Raw genomic sequence first — 25,485 nt, 5'->3', positions numbered from 1 at the left:
CGCCGCCGACACGCCCGGGACCGGCCCGCGGGTTGCGTGGCCGGCCCGGGCACGGCATCGTGGCCGACTCGCCAACGGAGAGGAGCAGCCATGCTCACCCTGACCGACAACGCCCAGGCCGTCATCAACGGCATCGTCGCGAACGCCGAGGCAGCCCCGACCGGCGGCATCCGCATCTCGCAGGACCTCGAGGGCGCCGGCCTCAACGTGACCGTCGCCACGTCGCCCGAGGCGGACGACCAGGTCGTCGAGGCCGCCGGCGCGAAGGTCTTCCTCGACCCGTCGGCTGCCGTCACGCTCGACGACAAGGTGCTCGACGCATCCGCGGCCCCCGACGGCCGCGTCGACTTCGCGGTAGGCCAGCAGGGCTGACCGCAGCCAGACGAGGAAGGGCCCGGCCGATCGGTCGGGCCCTTCCTCGTGCTCAGCCCTCGACGGGCGGCGGCTCCTGCGGGGCGCCGTACGGGCTGCCGCCGAACGGCGTGCCGCCTGGCGGCATGGCGGGGGCGCCGCCCTCGCCCGCGCCCATGCCCGGTGCGATGTCGACGAAGCGGGCCAGGTGGCCGTGGAAGGCGACCGGGATCGTCTTGGTGGGGCCGCCGCGGTGCTTGGCGACGATGATGTCGGCCTCGCCGGGGCGGATGTCGCGGTCGTAGGCGTCCTCGCGGTGCAGCAGCATCACGATGTCGGCGTCCTGCTCGATCGAGCCCGACTCGCGGAGGTCGCTGATCGCGGGCTTCTTGTCGCCGCGCTGCTCAGGGCCTCGGTTGAGCTGCGAGAGCGCGATGACCGGCACCTGCAGCTCCTTCGCGAGCAGCTTGAGCGAGCGCGAGAACTCCGAGACCTCCTGCTGGCGCGACTCGACCTTCTTGCCGCTCGTCATGAGCTGCAGGTAGTCGACGACCACCATCTTGAGGCCCGCCTGCTGCTTGAGCCGGCGGCACTTCGCCCGGATCTCGACGAGCGTCAGGTTGGGGCTGTCGTCGATGTAGAGCGGCGCGTCGTTGATGCGGCCGCGCACCTGCGCGAGCGTGGTCCAGTCGCGGCCCTCGATCGCGCCCTTGCGGAGCTTCTGCAGCAGGATGCTCGACTCGGCCGAGAGCAGCTTCATCGCGATCTCGGTGCGGCCCATCTCGAGCGAGAAGAAGACCGAGGGCAGGTCGTTCTTGATCGAGCACGAGCGCACGAGGTCCATCGCGAGCGTCGACTTGCCGAGGCCCGGTCGGGCGGCGACGACGATGAGCTGGCCCGGGTGGAGGCCGTTCGTGAGCTCGTCGAGCTCGCGGAAGCCGGTCGGCACGCCGGTCATGACGCCGTCGAGGCCCTTCGCGGCCTCGATCTCCTCGATCGCTGACTCGACGGCGAGGCTGAGCGGCACGTAGTCCTCGGACTGGTCCTCGCCCATCACCGAGTAGATCTCGGCCTGCGCGTGGTTGACGAGGTCGGTGACCTCGCCCTCCGACGCGTAGCCCATCTGCACGATGCGCGTGCCGGCCTCGACGAGCCGCCGCAGCACGGCCTTCTCGGCGACGATCTCGGCGTAGTAGCCGGCGTTGGCCGCGGTCGGCACCATCGAGGTGAGCGAGTGCAGGTACTGCACGCCGCCCGCGCGCGAGAGCATCGCGGTCTTCGTCAGCTCGTCGGCGACGGTGATGACGTCGGTGGGCTCGCCGCGCGAGTAGAGGGAGAGGATCGCCTCGTAGACGATCTCGTGCTTCGGCTGGTAGAAGTCGTTGCCCCGCACGGTCTCGAGGCAGTCGGCGACGGCGTCCTTCGACAGCAGCATGCCGCCGATGGCCGACTGCTCGGCGAGCATGTCGTGCGGCGGGGTGCGCTCGCTGTAGCGGCTCTCGTCGAGCCCGATCTCCGCCAGATCCGTCACGCGTCCCCCTTCGCTGTCGACGATGCCGCAGGCGACCCACACCGCGCGGGAGGGGAGCCTTCCACAGGCTAGGAGCGCTGCCGCGCGAGGGCGAATCGCTCTGTGGACAGGCTTGTGGAGAGCTGGGGACAACGCCGTGTGACGCGCCGACGCCCGCCGGTCCCACCTGTGCACAGATCTGTGGAATCGAACGCGGGATCACCGTCCAAACCGCCTCTGACCGGGCATTTCCGTTTCCACACCCCGTGGGGAGAAGCGTGTGTCAAGTACACGTTGAGACTTTGCGTCGCGGGCTCGATTTGACACGCGTCCGGCCCGTCGCAGAACGACTAAGGGCCCGCATCCGTGATGGATGCGGGCCCTCGGCGGCGTGCGGTCGCTACTTGGCAGCGACCACGCGGACCGTGATCTGGGCGACGATGTCGTCGCGCAGACGAGCCGTCGCCTGGTGGTCGCCCACCGCGCGGATCGGCGTCGGGATCTCGATGACGCGCTTGTCGACGGAGCCGTGACCGGCTGCCTCGACGGCGTCGGCGATGTCCTTCGTCTGGATCGAGCCGAACAGGCGGCCCTCGGTGCCGGCCTTGACCTTCACCGTGACGGGGTTCGCCTCGAGGCGGGCGCGGAGGTCCTGCGCCTCCTCGATCGTGGCGTGCTCGCGTGCGACGCGGGCGGCCTTGATCTGCTCGACCTGCTTCTCGCCGCCGCGCGACCACGCGACAGCCAGGCCCTGGGGCACGAGGTAGTTGCGGGCGAACCCGTTCTTCACCTCGACGACATCACCAGCGGAGCCGAGGCCGGAGACCTCGTTCGTGAGAATCAGCTTTGCCATGGTTCAGCCCCCTCAGCGTCCGGCGCCCGAGTAGGGCAGGAGCGCCATCTCGCGCGCGTTCTTGATCGCCTTGGCGATCAGGCGCTGCTCCTGCACCGACACGCCGGTGATGCGACGGGCGCGGATCTTGCCGCGCTCCGAGATGAACTTCTTGAGCGTCGCGACGTCCTTCCAGTCGATGACGCCGACCCTGATCGCCTTCGCGGGGGCGAGGTTCTTGCCGCCCTTCGGGCCCCGCGGCTTGCGGTTCTGCGGCTTGCCAGCCATTGTTCCTTCTTTCGTGCTCGGGACTGCCGTCCCGGGAGTGCATAGGTGGGCGAGAGGCCTTAGAAGGGCGTCTCGTCGTTGTAGGAGGTGCCGGGCGCTCCCCAGACGTCGCCGCCCGACTGCTGCGCGGCCGGCTGGCCCCACGGCTCGTCGGCGGCCTGCTGGGGCTGGCCGAAGCCGCCGCCCTGGCCGACCTGGCCCTGCCCGCCGCCGGAGCTGCGGCCAGCGCCGCCGCCCGTCGTGCGGGTGACCTGCGCGGTCGCGTAGCGGAGCGAGGGGCCGATCTCGTCGACCTCGAGCTCGATGACGGTGCGCTTCTCGCCCTGCTGCGTCTCGAACGAGCGCTGCTTCAGGCGACCCTGCGCGATGACGCGCGAGCCCTTCGACAGGCTCTGCGACACGTGCTCGGCGAACTCGCGCCACACCGACGCGCGGAGGAACAGCGCCTCGCCGTCCTTCCACTCGTTCGCCTGGCGGTCGAACGTGCGGGGGGTCGACGCGATCGTGAAGTTCGCCACCGCGAGACCGTTCTGCGTGTAGCGCAGCTCCGGGTCGGCAGTCAGGTTGCCGACGACCGTGATGATCGTCTCGCCAGCCATGACTACTCGGCCTCGACCTCTGCGGCGGGCGCGGCGGGCTCGGCAGCGGGGGCCTTGGCGGCCTTCGCGGCCTTGGCCTCGGCGTGGCGCTTGGAGGCGCCGGTCTGCGTGACGGCCTCCTCGGCGCGGAGGACCTTCGTGCGCATGACGGCCTCGGACAGCTTCAGCTGTCGGTCCAGCTCGTTCGTGGAGGCCGACTCGGCCGTGAAGTTCACGACGGCGTAGATGCCCTCGGTCTTCTTGTCGATCTCGTAGGCCAGGCGGCGACGGCCCCAGATGTCGACGCTCTCGATCGTGCCGCCATCGTTGCGGATCACGCCCAGGAACTTGTCGAGCGACGGGGCGACAGTGCGCTCGTCCACCTCCGGGTCGAGAATCACCATCAGCTCGTACTGCTGCATGCTTCACCCACCTCCTTCGGACTAGAACGGCTGCAGACGGTCTGCAGCAGGAGGGTTGCATGGTGCGGGGGCCTCGCGCTCGAGGACGAGCGGAGCCCGCGCAACCTGGCGATCCTACCGCACCCGCGCATCCGCGCGCCAGAGCGGGATCCGACGCCCGCGACGGACGTCGGCGCTGGTCGCAGCGGAGACCCGAGAGGGTCTCCGCTCTAGAGTTCCACCGCGCGCGCCGCCCACCACTCGCGCAGGATCGCCTCGGCGCGCGCCTCGCCGAGCGGCCCGTGCTCGAGCCGCTGCTCGAGCAGCATCCGGTAGGCCTCCCCCACCTCGCGGCCGGGCCGGAGCCCCAGGATCGCCATGATCCGCTCGCCGTCGAGGTCGGGACGCACCGCGTCCATCTCCTCCTGCTCGCGGAGCTCGGCGATGCGCCGCTCGAGGTCGTCGTAGGCGAAGTCGAGCCGCTCGGCCTTCCGGCGGTTGCGGGTCGTCACGTCGGAGCGCGTGAGGATGTGCAGGCGCTCGAGCAGCGGACCCGCGTCTCGCACGTAGCGCCGCACCGCCGAGTCGGTCCACGCCTGCTCGCCGTAGCCGTAGAAGCGCAGGTGCAGCTCGACGAGCCGCGCGACCGCCTTCACCGTGTCGTTGTCGAAGCGCAGGGCCTTCAGCCGCTGCTTCGCCAGGCGCGCGCCGACGAGGTCGTGCTGGTGGAAGGTGACGGTGCGGCCCTCGATGCGGCGGGTCGCCGGCTTGCCGATGTCGTGCAGCAGCCCCGCGAGCCGCGAGACGAGGTCGGGCGCCGCTCCGGGGTTCCGCGACCCCTCGAGGTCGATCCCCTGCTGCAGCACGGTGAGCGAGTGCTCGTAGACGTCCTTGTGGTGCGCGTGCTCGTCGGCCTCGAGCCGCAGCGCCGGCACCTCCGGCAGCACGATGTCGAGGATGCCCGTGTCGGTCAGCAGGCGGATGCCCGGCACGGGGCGGGCCGTGAGGAGCAGCTTGGTGAGCTCGTCGCGCACGCGCTCGGCGGAGATGTCGCGGATGCGCGGGGCGAGCGCCGTCATCGCCTCGACCACGCGGGGGGCGACGTCGAAGCCGAGCTGCGCGGCGAAGCGCGCGGCGCGCATCATCCGCAGCGGGTCGTCGTCGAAGGATCGCTCCGGCGACTGCGGGGTGTCGAGCACGCCCTGCAGCAGGTGCTCGAGGCCGCCGCCGACGTCGACGAGCTGCGGCGACGCATCCGCCCCCGCTCCCCCGCCGCGCACCGGCGTCACCCGCAGCGCCATGGCGTTGACGGTGAAGTCCCGCCGCACGAGGTCGTCCTCGAGCGCGTCGCCGAAGGCGACCTGCGGCTTGCGCGAGACCCCGTCGTACTGGTCGGCGCGGTAGGTCGTGATCTCGATCGTCTCGGCCCCGATGCGCGCGGCGATGGTGCCGAACTCGCGCCCGACGTCCCACGTGGCCTCGGCGAGCGGCTCCACGATCGCGAGGATCTCGTCGGGCGTCGCGCTCGACGCGAAGTCGAGGTCGGTGACGGGCCGGTCGAGGAAGGCGTCGCGCACCGGGCCGCCGACGAGCGACAGCTCGTGGTCCGCGGCCGCGAACGCCTCGGCGAGCTGCGCCGTGGGCGCGGCGGCGACGAGCGCGTGCAGTCGCGCGGTCGCCTCGGCCATGTCGGTCACGACCGCCCATTCTGCCCCACCCGCGCGGCGGCGGGCGCGGCCGCCGTCGTCGCGCGGGACCCATGGCGGCACTCCCTACACTTGGGCGCATGCTGTCGGCAGGTCGCCTGGCGCGACGGCGCGCGACAGCGTGCGCCGCCGCGGCTGTCGCGACGGCGCTGCTCGCGGCCCCGCTCGCGGCCGCACCCGAGGCCGGCGCGACCGCCGCGCCGGAGGCGCCGACGCTCATGATCGCGCCGGTCGACCCGCTGCTGAGCGAGGGCGAGAGCCTCGAGGTCACGGTCTCGCTCGACAACCCGTCGATGGCCGTGCAGCCTGCGACGACCGTCGACGTGCTGCTCTCCGCCGACCCCATCTCGACCCGCTACACGCTCAGCCGCTGGTTCGAGGGGCAGGCGATCGTCGCGAGCTCTGCGGTCGCGTCGGTCGAGCTGCCCGCGGTCGCGGCGCTCGGGCGCGCGTCGGAGACGGTCACCGTCGATGCCGAGGCCCTGGGCCTCGACGGCGCGACGTGGGGCGCGTACGGGCTCGCGGCATCCGCCCCCTCCCTCTCGGGCGCCACGAGCGTCGTCGTGCGCGACGAGCCGGGCGAGTCGAGCCCCACGCGGCTCGCGCTCGCCGCGCCCATCGACGCGGGCGTCGGCTCGAGCGGCCTGCTCGACGCCGACGAGCTCGAGCGCGCCACCGAGATCGGCGGCGACACCCGCGCCGCGCTCGATACGGCGCTCGGCGCGGGCGCCACGATCGGCGTCGATCCCGCGATCGGGGCGAGCGCCGAGGCGCTCGGCGACGAGGCCCCCGAGGCCGCGCTCGCCTGGCTCGAGCGCGCCGACCGCGACGACACCTACGCGCTCGAGTACGCGAACGCCGACCCGATAGCGCAGGTGCGCGCGGGTGCCCACCCGATCGAGCCGCTCGGCATCCCGCGCGAGGGCGCCGACCCGCTGCCCGCCTCGGCCGGCTCCATCGGCACGCGCGAGCCCGTCATCGACGCGACCGCCGCCATCCTGCAGACGGGCGACCTGGCCGAGCTCAGCGCGATCGGCACCGTGGTGCTGTCGGGCGCCAACCTCGACGAGGAGCTCACCGGCAGCACGCCGAGCGCGCTCGTCGACCTCGACGGCGTCGAGGCGCTCGCCGCCGACGCGCAGCTGCAGGAGCTCATCCGCGCCGCGTCCGTCGACGACGAGGCGATGGCGGGGCACGCGCGCGCCCAGGCGATGGCGCTGCTGGCCGTCATCACGCGCGAGCGGCCGAGTGACGCCCGCACCCTCGCCGCGGTGCTCCCCGCGAGCTCGCAGGGGTCGTCGGCCGCGATGCTCGCCGACCTCGCCTCCGCCCGCTTCGTGCAGACGGTCGGCATCGACGACGCGCTCGAGGTCGAGCCGCGCGAGGCGACGCTCATCGCCCCGACCGACCCCGAGCGGGCCGTCGGGGCGGAGCTCGTGCAGGACGCGCTGGCGCAGGAGGCGGAGGTCGCCCACGTCGCCAGCATCGTCGAGGAGCCCCGCACGCTCCTCGCCGGGCTGCGGCTCGGCCTGCTCGCGGCGCTCCCGGACGCCGGCCGCGCGGTGACGCAGGCCGATCGTGACGCGATCGCCGGCCTCGGCGACGCGATGAGCGACGTGCGCGGCGCGGTGCAGATCCTCCCCGGCAGCACGCTGAACGCCACCGGCCAGAGCGCGCCGCTGCCGATCGCGATCGAGAACCGCCTGGATGTGCCGGTGCAGGTCGTGCTGTCGGTGCGGCCCTCCAACGCGCTCGTCACCGTGCCGCAGTCGCGCGTCGACGTCACCGTCGCCGCCGGCAGCCAGGAGCGCGTGCAGGTGCCCATCGAGATCGTCGGCACCGGCACCGTGCTCATGATCGCCCAGCTGTACACCCCCGACGGCGTGCCGCTCGGCCAGCTGCAGACCCTGCGGGTGAACTCGCAGCCGACCATCGAGACCGCGCTCGCCTGGGTGCTGGGCGTCGCGATCGTGCTGCTCATCGCCTCCGGCATCGTCCGCTCGGTGCGCAAGCGCCGCCGCGGCCAGGCGCACGGCGACCTCGACGAGCCGACCCCGGAGGAGACCGCGTGAGCACAGGCAGGGCGAGCGCGATCATCGCGGCCGGGACGATGGTCTCGCGCGTGCTGGGCTTCGTGAAGATGGTGATGCTCGTCGTCGCCATCGGCCAGTCGGCCTCGCTCGCCGGTGAGGCGTTCGGCCTCGCGAACCAGCTGCCGAACAACATCTACGCGCTCGTCGCGGGCGGCGTCATGAGCGCGGTGCTCGTGCCGCAGATCGTGAAGGCGTCGAAGGCCGCCGACGGCGGCGAGGCGTACGTCTCGAAGATCCTCACCCTCGGCGGCTCGGTCTTCCTGCTGCTCGCGGTGCTGGCGACAGCAGCCGCGCCGCTGCTGGTCGAGCTCTACGCGGTGAGCGAGAGCGCCGACGGCGGCGGCTTCAGCGCGGCCCAGATGGCGCTCGCGGTGGGCATCGCGTACTGGTGCATGCCGCAGATCCTCTTCTACGCGATCTACACGCTGCTCGGCGAGATCTACAACGCGCGCGGCCAGTTCGGCCCCTACACGTGGGCGCCCGTCGCCAACAACCTCGTCTCGATCGCGGGGCTCGGCGCCTTCATGCTGCTGTTCGGCGGCGAGGAGGTGCACCGCGACCTGGGCGTGTGGGACTGGGACCGAGTGATGGTGCTGGGCCTCGTCACGACCGGCGGCGTGGCGGTGCAGGCGCTCGTGCTCGTGCTGTTCTTCCGCCGGACCGGGCTGCGGTTCCGGCCCGACTTCGGCTGGCGCGGGGTGGGCCTGCGCGCGACCGGCCGCAGCGCGATGTGGCTGTTCGGCATCGTCATCATCGGCCAGATCAAGGGCCTCGTGCAGTCGCGCGTCGCGAGCACCGGCGAGGGCGCCAACATCCTCACGATGCAGAACGCGTGGTACCTCTTCTCGCTGCCGCACTCGATCATCGCCGTCTCGATCGCGATCGCGTACTTCACCCGCATGTCGCACCACGCGAGCGAGCACAACATCGCAGGCATCCGCACCGACCTGTCGAGCGCCCTCCGCGGCGTCGGCATGCTCACCACCATCTCGGCCCTCGTGCTCGCCGTGATCGCCATCCCGTTCGCCCGCCTGCTCGAGCCCACGTACGAGCTCATGCTGGCGATGGCGTGGGTCATCTGGGCGTTCCTGCTCTGCCTGGTCGCCTTCAGCGCCGAGTACGTCATCCAGCGCGTCTTCTTCGCCCTCGGCGACACCCGCACCGCCTTCCTCTACGCGTGCTTCGGCATGTTCGTCACGTTCGCCCTGCTGTGGTGGGCGTCGACGCTCCCGGGCGAGTGGGTGATCGCCGGCACCGCGCTCGCCGTCTCGATCGCCAACCTCCTGTCGTTCGCCATCTGGCTCGTGCTCGTGCGCCGCAAGATCGGCCCCTTCGGGTTCCGGCTGATCGGCATCCGGCACCTCCAGTACCTCGGCTACGGACTCGTCGCCGCAGCGGCCGGCGTGGGCGTCACCTGGGCGCTGGGCGGCTACGTGCCGGGCGGGTTCGGCACGTCGGGCATGCTCGGCAGCGCGCTCACCTGCACCGCCGCGGGCGCCGTCATGGGGATCATCTACTTCGGGCTGCTCTACGTGACCCGCAACCCCGACTTCCGCGCCACGGCCGACATCGTGGTCGGCAAGCTGCGCGGCCGCGGCCGCGACGACGACCCGCAGGCCGCCTGACGCGACGCTGGGCGCGCGCAGAGGCGCGGCCTCTAGCATGGGCGCGGCAGAGGGGGAACGCCATGGCACATCCGCTCATCCGCATCGGCGCGCCGCTCGCCGTCGGCGCGATCGCCGCCGTCGGCGCGATCGTCGGCGCGACGCTGAGCCGCGAGCGGCAGCGGCTCGAGCTCGAGCCGGCCGCGCGGCCGCTCGCGGTCGAGGGCTGGTGGTCGTCGGACGCCTCCTCGTCGCTCGCCCACGCGCATCCGGCCGTGCTCATCGTCGATGCCGACACCGCGCAGCTCGTCGACTCCTGGGATCGCCGCACCCGCAGCCGCGTCGCGCACCCGGTCGTGCGGCGCACGCCCGAGTGGCCGGCGGCGGGGCTGCTCGTCGTCGACGCCGCGACCGGCGACCTGCTGACCGTGGTCGGCGCTCGCGGCGACGCGGGAATGCCCGCGATCTAGACTCGGTTGACCCTGCAGCACCCCCGCAACGACCCAGGAGACGCAGTGCACGACGTCATCATCATCGGCTCCGGCCCCGCCGGATACACCGCCGCGATCTATGCGGCGCGCGCCAACCTGAAGCCGATCGTGCTCGCCTCGAGCGTCGAGATGGGCGGCGACCTCATGACCACGACCGAGGTCGAGAACTTCCCGGGCTTCCCCGAGGGCATCCAGGGCCCCGACCTCATGTTCGCCATGCAGCAGCAGGCCGAGCGCTTCGGCGCCGACGTGCGCATGCAGGACGCCACCGAGCTCGAGCTCGACGGCGAGGTCAAGCGCGTCCACGTCGGCGACGAGGTGCTCGAGACGCGCGCGCTGATCTTCGCGACGGGCTCCGCCTACCGCAAGCTCGGCGTCGAGGGCGAGGAGCGGCTCTCCGGCCACGGCGTCTCGTGGTGCGCGACGTGCGACGGCTTCTTCTTCAAGCAGAAGCAGCTCATCGTGGTCGGCGGCGGCGACTCGGCGATGGAGGAGGCCAACTTCCTGACGAAGTTCGCCGACAAGGTCACCATCGTGCACCGCTCCGAGCACTTCCGCGCGAGCGAGGTCATGCTCGAGCGCTCCCGCGCCAACGAGAAGATCGACTTCATCATGAACGCGGTCGTCGAGGAGATCGTGGGCACCGAGTCGAACGGCACCGAGCAGGTGTCGTCGGTCACGCTGCGCGACACGACGTCGGGCCACACGTGGACCATGCCCATCGACGGCGTCTTCGTCGCGATCGGCTCCGACCCCCGCACGCACCTCGTGCACGGCAAGCTCGACCTCACGACCGAGGGCACGATCGCCGTCGACGGCCGCTCGTCGCGCACCTCGGTCGAGGGCGTCTTCGCCGCGGGCGACGTGATCGATCCCACCTACCGCCAGGCCGTCACGGCCGCCGGGTCCGGCACCGTCGCCGCGCTCGACGCGGAGCACTACCTGGCCGCGCACGCCGTGCCGGCGCTCGTCACCAGCCCTGAGGAGGCAGCACTGTGAAGGAAGTCACCACCGCATCGTTCGAGCAGGATGTCCTGAACGCCGACAAGCCCGTGCTCGTCGACTTCTGGGCGGCCTGGTGCGGCCCGTGCCGCGCGGTCAGCCCCATCCTGGAGCAGATCGACGGCGAGACCGAGAAGCTCGACGTCGTGAAGGTGAACGTCGACCAGGAGCCCGACCTGGCGATGCGCTACAACATCACGTCGATCCCCGCGATGAAGGTCTTCCAGAACGGCGAGGTCGTGAAGGAGCTCATCGGCGCCCGGCCGAAGCCGGCGATCGAGCAGGAGCTCGCAGCCTTCCTGTGAGCAGCGAGACGAGGGCCCCGTGGATGCGTTCCACGGGGCCCTCGTCGTCGGTGCCTGCAGGCGTGCGGTCAGTCGGCCTCGGGATCGAGGCCCCCGCCGAAGCCCCGCTCCCCCAGCTCCGACAGGATGCGGTTGAGGTCGGCGACCGTCGCGAAGTCGATCGTGAGCTGCCCCTTGGCGCGGCCGAGGGCGATGCGCACGCGGGTGTCGAGCCGGTCCTCGAGCCTCGTGGCGATCTCATCGAGGCCGTGCTGCACGGCGCCCCGGGTCGGCGCCTTGCGCGGGCTGCGCGTCTGCACCAGGCCCGCGGCTGCCTCCGCCGCACGAACTGAGAGATCTTCATTGATGATCTTCGCCGCGAGCTGCTCCATCGCCTCGGGCGTCGGCAGCGAGAGGATCGCGCGCGCGTGGCCGGCCGAGAGCACACCGCTCGCGACCCGCGACTGGATCGGCTCGGGCAGCTTCAGCAGCCGGATGGTGTTCGAGATCTGCGGGCGGCTCCGGCCGATGCGGCGCGAGAGCTCCTCCTGCGTGATGGCGAAGTCCTCCATCAGCTGCTGGTAGGCCGAGGCCTCCTCGAGCGGGTTGAGCTGCGCGCGGTGCAGGTTCTCGAGCAGCGCGTCGCGCAGCATCGCGTCATCGGGCGTGTCCTTGATGACCGCCGGGATCGTCTCGAGCCCCGCGCGCTGGCTCGCGCGCCAGCGACGCTCGCCCATGATGAGCTCGTAGTGCGTGCCGTCGTCGCCGACGGGCACGGGCCGCACGACGATGGGCTGCAGCACGCCGAACTCGCGGATCGAGTGCTCGAGCTCGGCGAGGTCGTCCTCGTCGAAGGTCGTGCGCGGCTGGTTGGCGTTCGGGCGGATGTCCGTGGGCACCACGGCGGCGAAGCTCGCACCGGGGATCTCGAGCAGCGCGTGCTCGTCCTCCTCCCCCGAGAAGAACACGTCGACCGGGCGGCTGCCTGGCTTCGCCGCTCTGCGCGGCCGTCGCGCCGGCGCGGGCTGGCTCGTCTCCTCCGGCTCCGCGGTGTCGGTCGCCGTGGCCGGCGGTCCCGAGGGGATGAGGGCGCCGATGCCGCGCCCGAGCCCTGCCTTCTTGCTCATGCCGCTCCTCTGCGTGCGATCTCTGCTGCCGCTTCCCGGTACGACAGCGCGCCCGGGGAGTTCGGGTCGTAGGCGATGACGGTCTGGCCGTAGCCGGGCGCCTCGGAGACGCGCACCGAGCGCGGGATGACCGCCTCGAGCGTCTGCTCCGGGAAGTGGGAGCGCACCTCGTCGACGACCTGCCGCGAGAGCAGCGTGCGCCCGTCGAACATCGTGAGCAGCACGGTCGACACGTCGAGCTTCGGGTTGAGGTGCGCCTGGATGCGGCCGATGGTGTCGAGCAGCTGCGAGACGCCCTCGAGCGCGTAGTACTCGCACTGGATCGGCAGGAGCACCTCGGTGGCGGCGGTGAAGGCGTTGATCGTGAGGAGCCCGAGCGAGGGCGGGCAATCGATGAAGACGTAGTGGGGCGGCTCCCCCAGGTCACGCAGATGCGCACCCAGCGCCTCGCGGAGCCGGTGCTCGCGCCGCTCCATGCCCGCGAGCTCCAGGTCGGCCCCCGCGAGGTGGATCGTGGACGGGACCACCTGGATGCGGTCGCTCTGAGGGCTGATCGCGATCGCAGCCGCGAGCGGCTCGCCGTCGATGAGCACGTCGTAGGTGCTCATGACGTCCGCATGGTGGTCGATGCCGAGCGCCGTCGAGGCGTTGCCCTGGGGATCGAGGTCGAGCACGAGCACGCGAGCGCCGGCCTGCGCGAGGGCTGCGGCGAGGTTGACCGCGGTGGTCGTCTTGCCGACCCCGCCCTTCTGGTTGACGACGGTGAAGATGCGCGTGCGCTTCGGCAGCGGCAGCTCCTGCGCCGAGAGCGCCTGACGGCGCCGGGCCATCGCGGCGAGCTCGCGAGCGATCGGGGTCGTGTCGAACTTTCCCGTGGTCACGCGTGCCTTCCTGATCGATGTTTCACGTGGAACATCGCCGCGCGCGCGACGGGCTCCGGGTGAGAGGTGTGCAAGAAGCCCAGTCTGGCGCGTCCAGCCCCGTTCGCCAAGTCGAGATCGGCGGATCTTGATGGATGTTCATAGCCGCTGTTGCTCCACAGTTCTCCACAGGGCTATGGAAAACACTGTTGCCGTTCGCTGCAGGATGCACTCACCCTCAGCCGCAGGTCGAGAGCTGAAAACCCGCGTGATTCCGCGGAATCGTGGGCAATTCGCCGTCCGACCGCAACTTCGGACCACCTGCGTCCGCCGTCAGTTCTCCACAGTTCTCCACAGTCGACGTCCGGTGCCCGTGCCGCAGGAACGCTCGATCCTGGGCGCCGGGACGACCTCGCCTCGATCGCGGGGGCGCCTTGCTCGGTTCGTCGCAGTGCGCGGGCCGATGTTTCACGTGGAACATTGCGAAGGCGCCGCTGCGCGGATCGTACGCGTCTGCCGCGCCTCGAACTCCCTGCAGCAGCTTCACGAGTCAGGACGCCTGTGTTCGGCCTCGACAGACGCGGGGCCCGTGGCACGCTCTGCACCCTACCCGAAGTCGCCGGCATCCGGGCTGTCCAACAGATGCGCAAGGCCGCGCTGGCCATGTTTCACGTGCAACACTGCCGCGCGCAGCCTTGCGCACGCGAGCCGGAGGGGTTCCACAAGCAACCTGCACGGCGCTTCGCCACGAAACGCCGGGGACGTGCGTGGGCCACATTCGCAGATTGGAGCGCCGCGGGCGACACAGGCGCAGCTCCCGAGATCAAAGCACTTCCCACGCCGGCGTGTTTCACGTGAAACGGATCCCGCTGCCGCGACCTCTGGTTCCGCCGAACAACGTCATCCACCGCCGCGGAGCCCTGAGCTCGCCCGCGAACCATGGCCGCGCGAGCCCGGAGTGACGTTTCACGTGAAACAGGGCGCCCACCGGGCGCGCACGAGGTCGCGATGTTCCACGTGAAACGCTCGCCAGCGACCCCAGGGGTGAAGGCCGCACGCAGAGCCGACGGGGCAAAGCACCAGCATGCGCGTCCGCGCACGCGTCCGTCGAGGCAGGCGGCGAATCGGCGCCGCCCAGCCACTGCACCCGGTGGGCGTGTACGCCGCCTCGGCCCGCCGGGCGCCGGATAACCTCGAGCACAGGGACCGATCCGCTGCAGGCGTGCGGCGCAGCCCGCCACGGCGGGACCGCGATCCCGCACCCGCGAGGCCGGTCCTACGGGTCGACGGTGGCGCGGATGACGCGCGTGATGTCGACGCCGACGTCAGCGCCGAGCTCGAGCACCTCGACGTCGTGCAGCCGGTGCTTGCGGATCGCCTTCTGCGCCGCAGCGATCTCGTCCTGGGCGCGGCCGCCCTTCAGCAGCAGCAGCTGCCCGCCGCTGCGCACCAGGGGAGCGGTGAGCGGGATGAGGGTACGGAGCGCCGACACCGCACGCGCAGTCACCTGATCGAGCGGGGCGAGGCGCCCGCTCCCGGGCAGCTCCTCGGCACGGGCACGGAGCACGGTCACGTTGTCGAGCCCCAGGCGATCGACCTCGGCCTGCAGCCACTCGGTGCGTCGCTCCATCGGCTCGATGAGCGTGAGCTCCACATCGGGTCGCGCGATCGCCAGTACGAGGCCAGGCAGGCCTGCACCGGAGCCGACGTCGCCCACGCGGCCGCGCAGCAGCGGGGCGAGCAACGCAGAATTGAGAATATGTCGAGTCCAGAGCTGGGGCAGCTCGCGGGGGCCGATCAGGCCGAGCGTCTCGCCATTCCGGGCGAGCGAGTCGGTGTACGAGCGAGCGAGCTCGATGCGATCGCCGAAGACGGCCGCCGCGACGGCGGGCTCGGCCTCGGGCAGCGGGGGAGTGGCGTCAGCCATCGGTCACGCAGGCAGCACGACGATGTGCCGGTCGGCGCCCTCGCCCTCGGACTCGCTCGTCAGCCCGTGCTCGCGCACCAGGTCGTGCACCAGCTTCCGCTCGTACGACGACATCGGCTCGAGCGCCACGCGCTCGCCGCCCTCCGCGATCTTCGCAGCCGCCGCATCCACGACGCGCTGCAGCTGCTCCGCGCGCGCATCCCTTGAGCCGGCCACGTCGAGCACGAGCCTCGAGAACTCGCCGGTCTGCTGCTGCACCGCGAGCCGGGTGAGCTCCTGGAGCGCTGCGACGACCTCTGGGCGCGACAGCTGGCCGAAGTCATCGCCGGACTCGCCCACGACGATCGTCGTGCGCGTCTCGCTCTGCTCGATCTCGATGTCGCCGTCGAGATCGGCGATGTCGAGGAGGCCCTCGATGTAGTCGGCGGCGATCTCGCCCTCGTCGACCTGGTCGTCGGCGTCCACAGCCGCACCCTGCTCGGTCATGTCAGTCCTCTCGGCGCGACTTGGGTCGCTTCGCGCGCGGCTGCTGCCGCTGGGTCTTGAGCTCGACCGACGGCTCCTCAGCCGCGGTCGCCTCGTCGATCGGAGGCAGGCCCATCCGCTGGCGCTTGCGGGCGAGGCGCGCCTCGCGGGCGAGCGCGGCCTCGGAGCCGGGCGTCGGCAGCTTGTTGATGATGATGAGCTGCTGCACGAGCGTGTAGATGTTCGAGACGAGCCAGTAGAACATCGTGCCGAGCGGGAAGAGCCACGCCGACACGAGCAGGAAGACGGGGATGATGTACAGCAGGATCCGCTGCTGCTTGTACATCGGGGACTCCTTCATCGCGGGAGTCTGGTTCTTCGTCATGATCTGCAGCTGCGTGTAGAACTGCGTGACGACCATGATGAGCGTCAGGAGGATCGCCACCCCGATGACCGGGAGGCTGCCCTCGGCGAAGCCGTCGGCCATCGTCATGTGCAGCGGCACGACGCCGAAGAGCGTCGATTCGCTGAAGAGCGTCGCGAGGCGCTCGGTCAGGAGCCCGACGCCCGGCATGCGGTTGTTGGCGTCGGTGAGCACCTGCACCAGGCCGAGGAAGATCGGCATCTGGATGAGCAGGGGGAGGCACGAGGCGAACGGGTTCGTTCCGGCCTTGCGGTAGGCCTCCATCGTCTCGCGCTGCATCGCCTCGCGGGAGAACTGATCCTTCTTGCCCTTGTACTTCTTCTGGATGCGCTGGATCTCGGGCTGGATCTCGAGCGACTTGCGCGACGACACGATCTGCCGCACCGTCAGCGGGATCATCGCGCTGCGGATGACCAGCACGAGCCCGACGATCGACAGCACCCACGTGAGGCCGGACCCCGGGTCGCCGCCGAGCGCGGTCACGAGCGTGTGGAATCCGACCAGGATCGCCTCGATGACCCACTTGATGGGCCACATCAGCAGGGCGAAGATGTCCAAGCTGTCACTGCTCCTTGTGAGCGAGGACGAACCCCGCCCGAGTCGTTGCGAGCCGCGGGTGCGGCTCTGGGATGTCGTCAACCCCGCCGGCCGCCCACGGGTGGCAGCGGAGGATGCGTCGAGCGCCCAACCAGATGCCGCGCACGACCCCGTGCTGCTGGATGGCCTGCAGGGTGTAGCTCGAGCAGCTGGGGTAGTAGCGGCACACGTCGCCGTAGAGCGGTGAGATCACCGCGCGGTAGGCGACGAGGATCGCGACGCAGATGTTGCGGGGCAGCAGCCTCAGCCTCTGCAGGCTCCGACTCATGACCGACGCACCAGCAGCGGCACGATGTCGGCCCTCAGTCTAGCGAAGTCGGCATCGGCGGCGGCAGGCAGTGCCCGGATGACGATGTCGGCCTGCTCGATCGCCGGCAGCTCGGCGCGCACGATCTCGCTCAGCCGTCGGCGCACCCGGTTGCGCACCACCGCGTTGCCCACCTGCTTGGACACGATGAACCCGAAGCGGCTGACTGCCGCTTCGGGCTTCGCACGGTGCACCACCGCGACCTGGCAGCCCGCGCGGCGACCAGAGCGCACGATGCGACGGAAGTCGTCGCCGCGCACGATCCGGTTCGCCTTCGCGAGCACCTCGAGCGCTACGCCGAGAGCTCGGTGCGCCCCTTGGCGCGGCGGGCGGCCAGGATGGCGCGGCCCGCGCGGGTGCGCATGCGGAGGCGGAAGCCGTGCTTCTTGGCGCGGCGGCGGTTGTTCGGCTGGAACGTGCGCTTGCTCATGATGGATCTCCCGGTGTCCGGCGCGTGCGCGCCGCAAGTCGTGGCGGTCGAGCCGTCGGGCTCGACGATGTGCCGCAGACTCGTGCGGCAACCTGACAACCATACGCGAGGAGCGGCTCCCGGTCAACGGCGCCGGCCCGCGTTTCCCGCCACGCCGCCCGCGCTGCGATGGGACTTGCACGGCGTCCGCTATGCGTGCAGACTCTATGAATCCGCGCCGCGGCAGGTGCCCGGGGAGCACCGCAGCCCGCGGACGACTCGTGCACAGCACCTGTGGATAATGGTGTGGAATCGCATCCGCACCAACGATCCCACGCGAAGGAACCGCATCCCGATGGCCCCGGACGAACGCACCGGACAGCTCTGGTCCTCCGTCCTGTCGACCCTTGTCGGCGATGCCCGGATTCCCCCGTCGTTGCGCGGATTCCTCGACCTCGTCGAGCCGCAGGGCGTGATGGGCGGCGACCTCTACCTCGAGGTGCCGAACGATCTCACGCGCGACATGCTCGAGCAGCGCCTCCGCCTCCCCATCACCGAGGCGCTTGTGGACAACGCTGTGGAGATCTCGTCGTTCAAGATCGTCGTGAACCCGCAGCTCGAGCACGAGGAGCCCCTCCCGGACGTCATCGACGACCCCGCCTCCGAGCCGGTCGTCGCGCCCGTCGCGAGCTACGAGCGGGAGCCGTCCGAGATGTCGTCGCGTCGCGGCGACTCGCGCCTCAACCCCAAGTACGTCTTCGACAACTTCGTCATCGGCGGCTCGAACCGCTTCGCGCACGCCGCGGCGCTCGCCGTCGCCGAGACGCCGGCCAAGGCCTACAACCCACTGTTCATCTACGGCGACTCCGGTCTCGGCAAGACGCACCTGCTCCACGCCATCGGCCACTACGCCGAGGGCATGTACCCGGGCATCCGCGTGCGGTACGTGTCGAGCGAGGAGTTCACCAACGACTTCATCAACTCGATCGCCAACAACCTGAACCAGTCGTTCCAGCAGCGCTACCGCGACGTCGACGTGCTGCTCATCGACGACATCCAGTTCCTGAAGGGCAAGGAGTCGACGCAGGAGGCGTTCTTCCACACCTTCAACACGCTGCACGACCACAACAAGCAGGTCGTCATCACCTCGGATGTCGCGCCGAAGCACCTCCAGGGCTTCGAGGAGCGCATGGTCAGCCGCTTCGAGTGGGGGCTCATCACCGACGTGACGGTGCCCGACGTCGAGACCAGGATCGCGATCCTGCGCAAGAAGGCGGAGGCGGAGCGGATCCAGATCCCCGCCGAGGTGCTGTCGGTCATCGCCGACAAGGTGCAGTCGAACATCCGCGAGCTCGAGGGCACCCTCATCCGCGTCACCGCGTTCGCGAGCCTCAACCGGCTGCCCGTGACGATGGACCTCGCGCAGACGGTGCTGAAGGACCTCTTCTCCTTCGACGAGGAGGCGGTGGTGTCCCCGAGCGACATCATCAGCCACACCGCCGCGTACTTCCGGCTCAGCGTCGACGACCTGCACGGCTCCTCCCGCTCGCAGACCATCGCGCTCGCGCGCCAGATCGCCATGTACCTGTGCCGCGAGATGACGAGCATGTCGCTGCCGAAGATCGGGCAGCTGTTCGGCAACCGCGACCACACCACCGTGATGTACGCGAACAAGAAGATCGAGAAGCTCATGCAGGAGCGCCGCTCGGTCTACACGCAGGTGACGGAGCTCACCTCGCGGATCCGGCAACGGGCCGGCGCGTAGGGGGCTCTTCGGGCGCTGGGGCTCTGCTCTGGGCTCATGAGACTGCTGCCTGTTGCAGCAGTGAGGGCTCGTGACGCGGGCGGCTTCGCCGCGCGCTCCTCGACCTTCTTGCCTGCGCGCTCAACGCCTCCGGCATTGAGCGCTTCGGCATGAACCCTCAACGTGCACTTCATGTGATGCGGGTGTGGACGCCGTCGGCGCGCCTGTGGACAGACCGGCCCGCTCCTGTGGACGGCGCCCCTGGGCGCATCCGTCGTCGTCCACCGATCGCACATCGGCGCCCACAGCGGCTCAACATCTTGCACGGTTGTAGTTCCCGCCCATCGAGCCGCGAGGACGTGCAGGATCCACAGGTTGCACAGCGGTTATGAATGACAGGGTTCATGAGAAGAGGATCCGGCGAGTCGCCAACCATGAGCGGCCGGTGCCTGCAGACGACAGGAACCGCGATCTCGAGCCTGTGCCAGAATCGACAGCGCCGTGCGCTCCCTGCAGCTCGGACCGTCTCGCAGCGCCGCCGGCGCCCAAGGAGGACTCCCAGTGAAGTTCGTCATCAATCGCGATGTCTTCAGCGATGCCGTGTCGTTCGCCGTGAAGCTGCTCCCGCAGCGGCCCACGATGCCGATCCTCAGCGGCGTGCGCATCGAGTCCACCTCCGAGGGCGTCGTCTTCTCGTCCTTCGACTTCGAGTCCTCCGCCCGCACCGCGGTGTCGGCGGATGTCGAGGGCGAGGGCGTCGTGCTCGTCTCCGGCCGGCTGCTGAGCGACATCGCGGCGAAGCTGCCGCAGCGCGAGGTGCGCGTCGAGGACGACGGCACCAAGGTGACGGTGCGCTGCGGCAACGCGCAGTTCTCGCTCGCCAAGATGCCGCTCGAGGAGTACCCGACCGTGCCGACGGTCGAGGGCCGCACGGGCGTCGTCGAGGGCAAGGCCTTCGCCGAGGCGATCTCGCAGGTCGCCATCTCGGCATCGCGCGAGGACGTCACGCCTGTCATCACGGGTGTGCAGCTCGAGGCGACCGACCACACGCTCACGCTCATCGCGACCGACCGCTATCGCGTCTCGGTGCGCTCGATCCAGTGGGACGCCGGCGACGCGACCGAGGCGATCACCTCCCTCGTGCCCGCCCGCACGCTCGTCGAGGTCGGCCGCACGTTCGGCGGCGCCGAGCGCATCGAGATCACCATGAGCGAGGCGGGGGAGCGGCAGCAGATCGCCTTCTCGACCGCAGACCGCACCGTCACGAGCCTGCTCATCAAGGGCAACTACCCGCCGGTGCGCCGCCTCTTCCCCGAGCAGACCGACCACCACGCCGTGGTCAGCACCTCCGAGCTCGTCGACGCCACGCGCCGCGTGCAGCTCGTGCTCGACGCCGAGGCGGCGATCCGCTACACGTTCAGCGAGGGCCAGGTGCAGCTCGAGGCGATCGGCTCCGAGCAGGCGCAGGCGACCGAGACCATCGACGCGGTGCTCGAGGGCGACGACATCGTGCTCTCGATCAAGCCGCAGCTGCTGATCGACGGCATCCAGGCGACGCACTCCGAGTTCGTGCGCGTCTCGTTCACGCACTCCGAGAACACCAACAAGCCCGGCCCCATGCTCATCCGCGGCCAGACGTCGCGCGACGACGCCGAGGCGACCGACTTCAAGTACCTGCTGCAGCCCAACCTGCTGCTGCGCTGACCGGCATCGCCGGACGAGGGAGCGTCATCATGCACATCGGCCTGATCGGACTCGGCAAGATGGGCGGCAACATGCGCACCCGCCTGCGCGCCGCCGGCATCGAGGTGACCGGCTACGACCGCAACCCCGAGGTCACCGACGTCGCGACCGTCGACGAGCTGATCGCGGCGCTCCCGACCCCGCGCATCGTGTGGGCCATGGTGCCCGCGGGCGAGATCACGGATGCGGTGGTCACCGAGCTGGGCGAGAAGCTGTCGGCGGGCGACCTCGTCATCGACGGCGGCAACTCCCGCTTCACCGAGGACGAGCGGCATGCCGCGCAGCTCGCCGAGCGCGGCGTGCGCTTCGTCGACGTCGGCGTCTCGGGCGGCATCTGGGGGCTCGAGAACGGCTACGGCCTCATGGTCGGCGGCGAGTGGGCCGACGTCGAGGAGCTCATGCCGGTCTTCGACGCGCTGCGGCCCGAGGGCCCGCGCGAGGAGGGCTTCGTGCACGCGGGCCCCACGGGCGCGGGCCACTACGTGAAGATGGTGCACAACGGCATCGAGTACGGCCTCATGCAGGCCTACGCCGAGGGCTTCGAGCTGCTCGAGCGCAAGGAGCTCGTGCACGACGTCGCCGGCAGCTTCAAGGCGTGGCAGCGCGGCACGGTCGTGCGGTCGTGGCTGCTCGACCTCATGGTGCGCGCGCTCGACGAGGACGACGACCTCTCCGAGATCGAGGGCTACGTCGACGACTCGGGCGAGGGCCGCTGGACGGTGGAGGAGGCGATCGCGAACGCGGTGCCGATGCCCGCCATCGCCGCGTCGCTCTTCGCGCGCTTCGAGTCCCGCCAGGACGACAGCCCCGCCATGAAGGCGGTCGCCGCGCTCCGCAACCAGTTCGGCGGCCACTCGGTCAAGAAGGCCTAGGTGCGCGTCAGCCGACTCGCGCTGACCGACTTCCGCAACTACGAGGCGGCGGATGTCGCCTTCGAGCCCGGCGCCAACCTGCTGGTCGGGCGCAACGGCCAGGGCAAGACCAACATGGTGGAGTCGCTCGTGTGGATCGCGACCGGCTCGAGCCACCGGGTGCCGACCGACGTTGCCCTCATCCGGGCCGGCGAGCAGCGCGCGATCGTGCGCTGCACGGTGACGAACGACGAGCGCAGCTTCCAGCTCGACGTCGAGCTCAACGCCCGAGGCGCCAACCGCGCGCAGGCCAACGGGCAGTCGGTGCGCATCCGCGACCTGCCCCGCTACCTGCAGGCGGTGCTGTTCAGCCCCGAGGACCTGCAGCTCGTGCGCGCCGACCCAGCCGGGCGGCGGCGCTTCCTCGATGAGCTGTCGGTCATGCGCGCGCCGCGCCTCGCCGGCGTGCACAGCGACCTCGACCGGGTGCTGAAGCAGCGCAACTCGCTGCTGAAGAGCGCTCGCGCCGCACGGCTGCGGCCCGACGACCTCTCGACGCTCGAGGTGTGGGACGGCCGGCTCGTCGAGCTCGGCCTCGAGGTGCTGCGCACCCGGCAGGCGCTCGTCGCCGACCTCGCCCCGCACGTCGACGCCGCCTACCGGCTCGTCGCCGGCGACGAGCACGAGGCGCGCATCGCGCTCGTCACCAACGTGCCCGACTCGGCCTCGGCGTTCCACGCGCTGCTCGCCGAGCGACGCCGCGACGAGCTCGACCGCGGCGTGAGCCTCGTGGGGCCGCACCGCGACGACCTCGAGCTGCAGCTCAACGACCTGCTCGCCCGCCACTACGCGAGCCACGGCGAGTCGTGGTCGTTCGCCCTCGCGCTGCGCCTCGCGTCGGCCGAGCTGCTGCGCGACGGCTCGGGCGGCGACCCGGTGATGATCCTCGACGACGTCTTCGCCGAGCTCGACGCCGGCCGGCGGCAGCGCCTCGCCGAGGCGGCCGGCGGCTTCGAGCAGGTGCTCATCACCGCCGCCGTCGAGGACGACGTGCCCGAGGCGCTCCGCCACCACCGCATCCGGATCGACCGGGGGACGGTGGTCGAGGATGCGTGAGCTCGCGCAGAGCGAGCCGGAGCGCGTGTGGCTGCGGCTCAAGGCGAAGTTCGGCGACCCCGAGCTCGTCTCGCGCGACGGCCGCCGCCGCTCGCGCCGGGACCCGGATGCGTCGGTGCCGTTCGGCAAGGGCCGCGACCCGCACGCGCTCGGCGACGTGCTGGGCGGCTTCGCCGCCGACCGCGGCTGGACGGCGACGCTCGCGCGCGCCGACGTGATGGCCCATTGGCCGGAGCTCGTGGGGGAGGAGAACGCCGGCCGCACCGAGCCGGTCTCCTTCGACGACGGCGTGCTGACGGTGCGGTGCGCGTCGACCGCGTGGACCATGCAGATGCGGATCCTGCGCGCGGAGACGACCACCCGCATCCTCGCCCGCTTCCCCGAGTGCGGCCTCGAGTCGGTGCGCTTCATCGGGCCCGACCTGCCGAGCTTCTCGCGCGGCCGCCGGTCGGTGCCGGGGCGCGGCCCGCGCGACACCTGGGGGTAGCGGGCTCGCGGCATCCCCGGGGCCGTCGGGATACGCTGTCTGACACCTGATCCGGGGAAGGACTCGCATGCCACGGCCATCGCGCACCCACGACGCCGTCGACCAGCTGCTCGACGCGATCATCGCCGGCCGGCTCACCGCGGGCGAGCGGCTCCCGCCGGAGGGGCAGCTGGCGACCGAGTTCGGCGTCTCGCGGCTCACGATGCGCGAGGCCGTGCGGCTGCTGCAGGCGCAGGGCGTCATCGTGCAGGTGCCGGGCAGCCGGCACCGCATCGCGCCGGTGTCGGAGTGGACCGGCATGGATGCGGTGGTGCGGCACGCGCGCAGCGCCGGCCAGCGCCGCACGTCGTCGCTCGAGCTGCTCGAGGTGCGCATGATGATCGAGAGCGGCGCCGCGCAGCTCGCCGCCGAGCGCCGCACGGGCGCGCACCTGGCCGAGCTCGAGGACGCCCTCGCGCGCATGGAGCAGCACCACGAGGCGGGCGAGCTCGACGCCTTCGTCGCCGCCGACCTCGAGTTCCACGACGTCGTGCTGCACGCGGCCGACAACCGCATCCTCGTCGCGGCGCTCCTGCCGCTCACCTCGATGCTCACCGAGACGCGCGCCGAGACGAGCCAGGTGCCCGAGATCCGGCAGCACGCGATCGACGAGCACCGCAAGGTGCTCGAGGCGATCCGCGCCGGCGTGCCGTCAGCGGCGCGCGAGGCGATGGCGAGCCACATGGTGCAGACGCGCGACGACCTGCTCTCGCTCGTCCTCGACTGACCGGCCGCACGACACGCTCGAGCAGGAGTTGACAGCGAGCATCACTGTCCCTGAGCATGTCTGATATCTGATCTGCGCACGCCGTCGCGCCGATCCCGCGGACGAGGGAGTTCACGTGCACATCGACGACCTGCTGGCCGAGCTGCCGGCACCGCTCTCGATCCCGGCCGCGGACGTCGCGGCCGCCCGCAGCGACGACCTCGTGCTCGTCGTCCTCGACGACGACCCCACCGGCACCCAGTCGGTCGCGGGGCTGCCGGTGCTCACGCGCTGGGAGGCCGACGACCTCGACTGGGCGCTCGCGCAGGGCGCCCCGGCGGTCTACGTGCTGACGAACACGCGCTCGCTCACCGAGGACGACGCCGCGCGCCGCAACCGCGAGGTCGTCGCCGTCGCGATCGCCGCCGCCGAGCGCGCGGGCCTGCGGGTCTCGTTCGTGAGCCGCAGCGACTCGACCCTGCGCGGCCACTTCCCGCTCGAGACCGATGTGCTGCGCGCCGCGGCCGCCGAGCACGGGGGAGCGGCGCCGCACCTGACCGTGCTCGTGCCGGCCTTCCCCGACTCCGGCCGCATCACGGTCGACGCCGTGCACTACTGGGTGGTCGACGGCGAGGCGACGCCGGTGGGCGAGACGCCCTTCGCGGCCGACGCCACCTTCGGCTACCGCTCCTCCGACCTGCGCGACTGGGTGGAGGAGAAGACCGACGGCCGCATCCGCCGCGACGACGTCGCCGCGCTCACGCTCGGCATCATCCGCGCGGGCACCGCCGCGGTCGTGTCGTTCCTCCGCGCCCTGCCCGTCGGCGCGGTGGTCGTCGTCGACGCGGTCGACGAGCACGACATGCGTCAGGTCGCGCTCGCGCTCCACGCGCTCGACCGCGAGGGCATCTCGGCGCTGCTGCGCATCGGGCCGCCGTACCTGCGCGCGCACATCGGCCAGGAGATCGCCGAGCCCGTCACCGCCGACCGCATCGACTTCGCCCACGAGCGCGGCGGGCTCGTAGTGGTCGGCAGCCATGTGCCGCTCACCACCGCGCAGCTCGACGCGCTGCTCGCCGACCGGCCCGGCACCGCCACGGTCGAGCTCGACGTGCGCGCGCTCATCGACGACCGGCGCGAGCAGCACCTCGAGGAGCAGGCGGATGCGGTGGCCCGCGCCATCGGGTCGGGCTCCGTCATCGTGCACACGAGCCGCGAGCTCGTCACCGGCCGCGACGGCGAGGAGAGCCTCGAGATCGCGCGCCGCGTCTCCTCCGGACTCGTCGAGCTCGTCGCGCGCGTGCTCGAGCTCGCGCCGCCGCGCTTCGTCATCGCGAAGGGCGGCATCACCTCGAGCGACGTCGCCTCCGAGGCGCTGCAGATCCGCAGGGCCGAGGTCGTCGGCCCGATGCTGCCCGGCATCGTGTCGCTCTGGCAGCCGCAGGTCGGCCCCGCCGTCGGCATCCCCTACGTCGTCTTCGCGGGCAACGTCGGCGAGACCGCATCCCTCGCGCGCGTGGTCCGCACGCTCGCCGACTGACCG

At 71.2% G+C, this 25,485-nt stretch carries 26 protein-coding genes and 1 pseudogene; 13 read left to right on the top strand and 14 right to left on the bottom strand.

Features of this window, described 5'->3' with window-relative positions; all coding sequences use genetic code 11:
- The first annotated feature begins 90 nt into the window (after positions 1-90).
- The gene (locus tag MU522_RS04795; protein WP_246992847.1) at positions 91-372 is read left to right on the top strand and encodes a Fe-S cluster assembly protein HesB; all 282 of its coding nucleotides are present in this window, start codon (positions 91-93) and stop codon (positions 370-372) included.
- A 160-nt stretch (positions 373-532) separates the two neighbouring features.
- On the opposite strand, the pseudogene dnaB reads toward MU522_RS04795, so the two are convergent.
- The 6 genes and pseudogenes from dnaB to MU522_RS04765 form a co-directional block, all read right to left on the bottom strand.
- Positions 533-1,816: pseudogene (dnaB, locus tag MU522_RS04790) on the bottom strand (replicative DNA helicase); the annotation flags it as partial.
- 445 nt (positions 1,817-2,261) lie between these two features.
- The gene (gene rplI, locus MU522_RS04785; RefSeq protein ID WP_128189653.1) at positions 2,262-2,714 is read right to left on the bottom strand and encodes a 50S ribosomal protein L9; all 453 of its coding nucleotides are present in this window, start codon (positions 2,712-2,714) and stop codon (positions 2,262-2,264) included.
- A 12-nt stretch (positions 2,715-2,726) separates the two neighbouring features.
- On the bottom strand, positions 2,727-2,981 hold the full coding sequence (gene rpsR, locus MU522_RS04780; protein ID WP_128189652.1) for a 30S ribosomal protein S18: 255 nt from the start codon (positions 2,979-2,981) through the stop codon (positions 2,727-2,729).
- A 59-nt stretch (positions 2,982-3,040) separates the two neighbouring features.
- On the bottom strand, positions 3,041-3,580 hold the full coding sequence (locus tag MU522_RS04775; RefSeq protein WP_128189651.1) for a single-stranded DNA-binding protein: 540 nt from the start codon (positions 3,578-3,580) through the stop codon (positions 3,041-3,043).
- 2 nt (positions 3,581-3,582) lie between these two features.
- Positions 3,583-3,981 carry a 30S ribosomal protein S6 gene (gene rpsF / locus MU522_RS04770; RefSeq protein ID WP_128189650.1) on the bottom strand — a complete coding sequence of 133 codons (399 nt, stop codon included), beginning with the start codon at positions 3,979-3,981 and terminating at the stop codon, positions 3,583-3,585.
- 209 nt (positions 3,982-4,190) lie between these two features.
- Positions 4,191-5,648, bottom strand: coding sequence for a CCA tRNA nucleotidyltransferase (locus tag MU522_RS04765; protein ID WP_246993448.1), 1,458 nt, complete (start codon positions 5,646-5,648; stop codon positions 4,191-4,193).
- A 98-nt stretch (positions 5,649-5,746) separates the two neighbouring features.
- Here MU522_RS04765 and MU522_RS04760 point away from each other — a divergent pair, with 98 nt between their 5' ends.
- From MU522_RS04760 to trxA, 5 genes are all read left to right on the top strand, one after another.
- Positions 5,747-7,738 carry a DUF6049 family protein gene (locus MU522_RS04760; protein ID WP_246992845.1) on the top strand — a complete coding sequence of 664 codons (1,992 nt, stop codon included), beginning with the start codon at positions 5,747-5,749 and terminating at the stop codon, positions 7,736-7,738.
- Positions 7,735-9,384 carry a lipid II flippase MurJ gene (locus MU522_RS04755; RefSeq protein WP_146354597.1) on the top strand — a complete coding sequence of 550 codons (1,650 nt, stop codon included), beginning with the start codon at positions 7,735-7,737 and terminating at the stop codon, positions 9,382-9,384. The genes MU522_RS04760 and MU522_RS04755 overlap by 4 nt, the downstream gene beginning before the upstream one ends.
- A gap of 62 nt (positions 9,385-9,446) precedes the next feature.
- Complete coding sequence (locus tag MU522_RS04750; protein ID WP_246992843.1) at positions 9,447-9,833, top strand: hypothetical protein; 387 nt, start codon at positions 9,447-9,449, stop codon at positions 9,831-9,833.
- A gap of 45 nt (positions 9,834-9,878) precedes the next feature.
- Entirely contained in the window at positions 9,879-10,853 is a 975-nt protein-coding gene (gene trxB / locus MU522_RS04745) for a thioredoxin-disulfide reductase (protein WP_246992841.1), read from the top strand.
- Entirely contained in the window at positions 10,850-11,161 is a 312-nt protein-coding gene (gene trxA / locus MU522_RS04740) for a thioredoxin (RefSeq protein WP_128189645.1), read from the top strand. Before trxB ends, trxA begins: the two co-directional genes overlap by 4 nt.
- 68 nt (positions 11,162-11,229) lie before the next feature.
- Here trxA and MU522_RS04735 read toward each other — a convergent pair whose 3' ends face one another.
- The 8 genes from MU522_RS04735 to rpmH form a co-directional block, all read right to left on the bottom strand.
- Positions 11,230-12,267 (bottom strand): ParB/RepB/Spo0J family partition protein, encoded by a 1,038-nt coding sequence (locus tag MU522_RS04735; protein ID WP_246992839.1) that lies wholly within the window; start codon positions 12,265-12,267, stop codon positions 11,230-11,232.
- On the bottom strand, positions 12,264-13,097 hold the full coding sequence (locus tag MU522_RS04730; protein ID WP_246993446.1) for a ParA family protein: 834 nt from the start codon (positions 13,095-13,097) through the stop codon (positions 12,264-12,266). The genes MU522_RS04735 and MU522_RS04730 overlap by 4 nt, the downstream gene beginning before the upstream one ends.
- Positions 13,098-14,403: 1,306 nt before the next feature.
- A complete protein-coding gene (rsmG, locus tag MU522_RS04725; RefSeq protein ID WP_128189643.1) occupies positions 14,404-15,054 on the bottom strand; it encodes a 16S rRNA (guanine(527)-N(7))-methyltransferase RsmG in 651 nt (216 codons plus the stop codon).
- A gap of 3 nt (positions 15,055-15,057) precedes the next feature.
- Complete coding sequence (locus MU522_RS04720; RefSeq protein WP_146354601.1) at positions 15,058-15,540, bottom strand: R3H domain-containing nucleic acid-binding protein; 483 nt, start codon at positions 15,538-15,540, stop codon at positions 15,058-15,060.
- Position 15,541: 1 nt separating this feature from the next.
- A complete protein-coding gene (yidC, locus tag MU522_RS04715) occupies positions 15,542-16,501 on the bottom strand; it encodes a membrane protein insertase YidC (protein ID WP_128189641.1) in 960 nt (319 codons plus the stop codon).
- Between the two features lie 4 nt (positions 16,502-16,505).
- Entirely contained in the window at positions 16,506-16,808 is a 303-nt protein-coding gene (gene yidD, locus MU522_RS04710; protein WP_128189640.1) for a membrane protein insertion efficiency factor YidD, read from the bottom strand.
- Positions 16,805-17,131, bottom strand: coding sequence for a ribonuclease P protein component (gene rnpA, locus MU522_RS04705; RefSeq protein ID WP_146354605.1), 327 nt, complete (start codon positions 17,129-17,131; stop codon positions 16,805-16,807). The genes yidD and rnpA overlap by 4 nt, the downstream gene beginning before the upstream one ends.
- 8 nt (positions 17,132-17,139) lie before the next feature.
- Positions 17,140-17,277, bottom strand: coding sequence for a 50S ribosomal protein L34 (gene rpmH, locus MU522_RS04700; protein WP_071299798.1), 138 nt, complete (start codon positions 17,275-17,277; stop codon positions 17,140-17,142).
- Positions 17,278-17,611: 334 nt separating this feature from the next.
- Between rpmH and dnaA the strand changes: the two genes are divergently transcribed.
- The 7 genes from dnaA (at position 17,612) to MU522_RS04665 (ending at position 25,482) form a co-directional block, all read left to right on the top strand.
- Positions 17,612-19,021 carry a chromosomal replication initiator protein DnaA gene (dnaA, locus tag MU522_RS04695; protein WP_146354607.1) on the top strand — a complete coding sequence of 470 codons (1,410 nt, stop codon included), beginning with the start codon at positions 17,612-17,614 and terminating at the stop codon, positions 19,019-19,021.
- Between the two features lie 540 nt (positions 19,022-19,561).
- Positions 19,562-20,704: a DNA polymerase III subunit beta gene (gene dnaN / locus MU522_RS04690; RefSeq protein WP_246992835.1), complete on the top strand. Its 1,143-nt coding sequence runs from the start codon at positions 19,562-19,564 to the stop codon at positions 20,702-20,704.
- A 29-nt stretch (positions 20,705-20,733) separates the two neighbouring features.
- A complete protein-coding gene (gene gnd, locus MU522_RS04685; protein WP_246992833.1) occupies positions 20,734-21,615 on the top strand; it encodes a phosphogluconate dehydrogenase (NAD(+)-dependent, decarboxylating) in 882 nt (293 codons plus the stop codon).
- On the top strand, positions 21,616-22,710 hold the full coding sequence (gene recF / locus MU522_RS04680; protein WP_246992830.1) for a DNA replication/repair protein RecF: 1,095 nt from the start codon (positions 21,616-21,618) through the stop codon (positions 22,708-22,710). It abuts the gene before it with no gap.
- Entirely contained in the window at positions 22,703-23,197 is a 495-nt protein-coding gene (locus MU522_RS04675; RefSeq protein WP_146354611.1) for a DciA family protein, read from the top strand. Before recF ends, MU522_RS04675 begins: the two co-directional genes overlap by 8 nt.
- Positions 23,198-23,264: 67 nt before the next feature.
- The gene (locus MU522_RS04670) at positions 23,265-23,963 is read left to right on the top strand and encodes a FadR/GntR family transcriptional regulator (protein WP_128189633.1); all 699 of its coding nucleotides are present in this window, start codon (positions 23,265-23,267) and stop codon (positions 23,961-23,963) included.
- Between the two features lie 115 nt (positions 23,964-24,078).
- Positions 24,079-25,482 carry a four-carbon acid sugar kinase family protein gene (locus MU522_RS04665; RefSeq protein WP_246992828.1) on the top strand — a complete coding sequence of 468 codons (1,404 nt, stop codon included), beginning with the start codon at positions 24,079-24,081 and terminating at the stop codon, positions 25,480-25,482.
- Positions 25,483-25,485: the final 3 nt, after the last annotated feature.

Origin of the sequence: Agrococcus sp. SCSIO52902, assembly GCF_022983135.1 — a bacterium.
Classification (GTDB): Bacteria; Actinomycetota; Actinomycetes; order Actinomycetales; family Microbacteriaceae; genus Agrococcus; species Agrococcus sediminis.
Note: the sequence above shows the minus strand (reverse complement) of the source record. Positions and strands in the feature narration are given on the sequence as shown.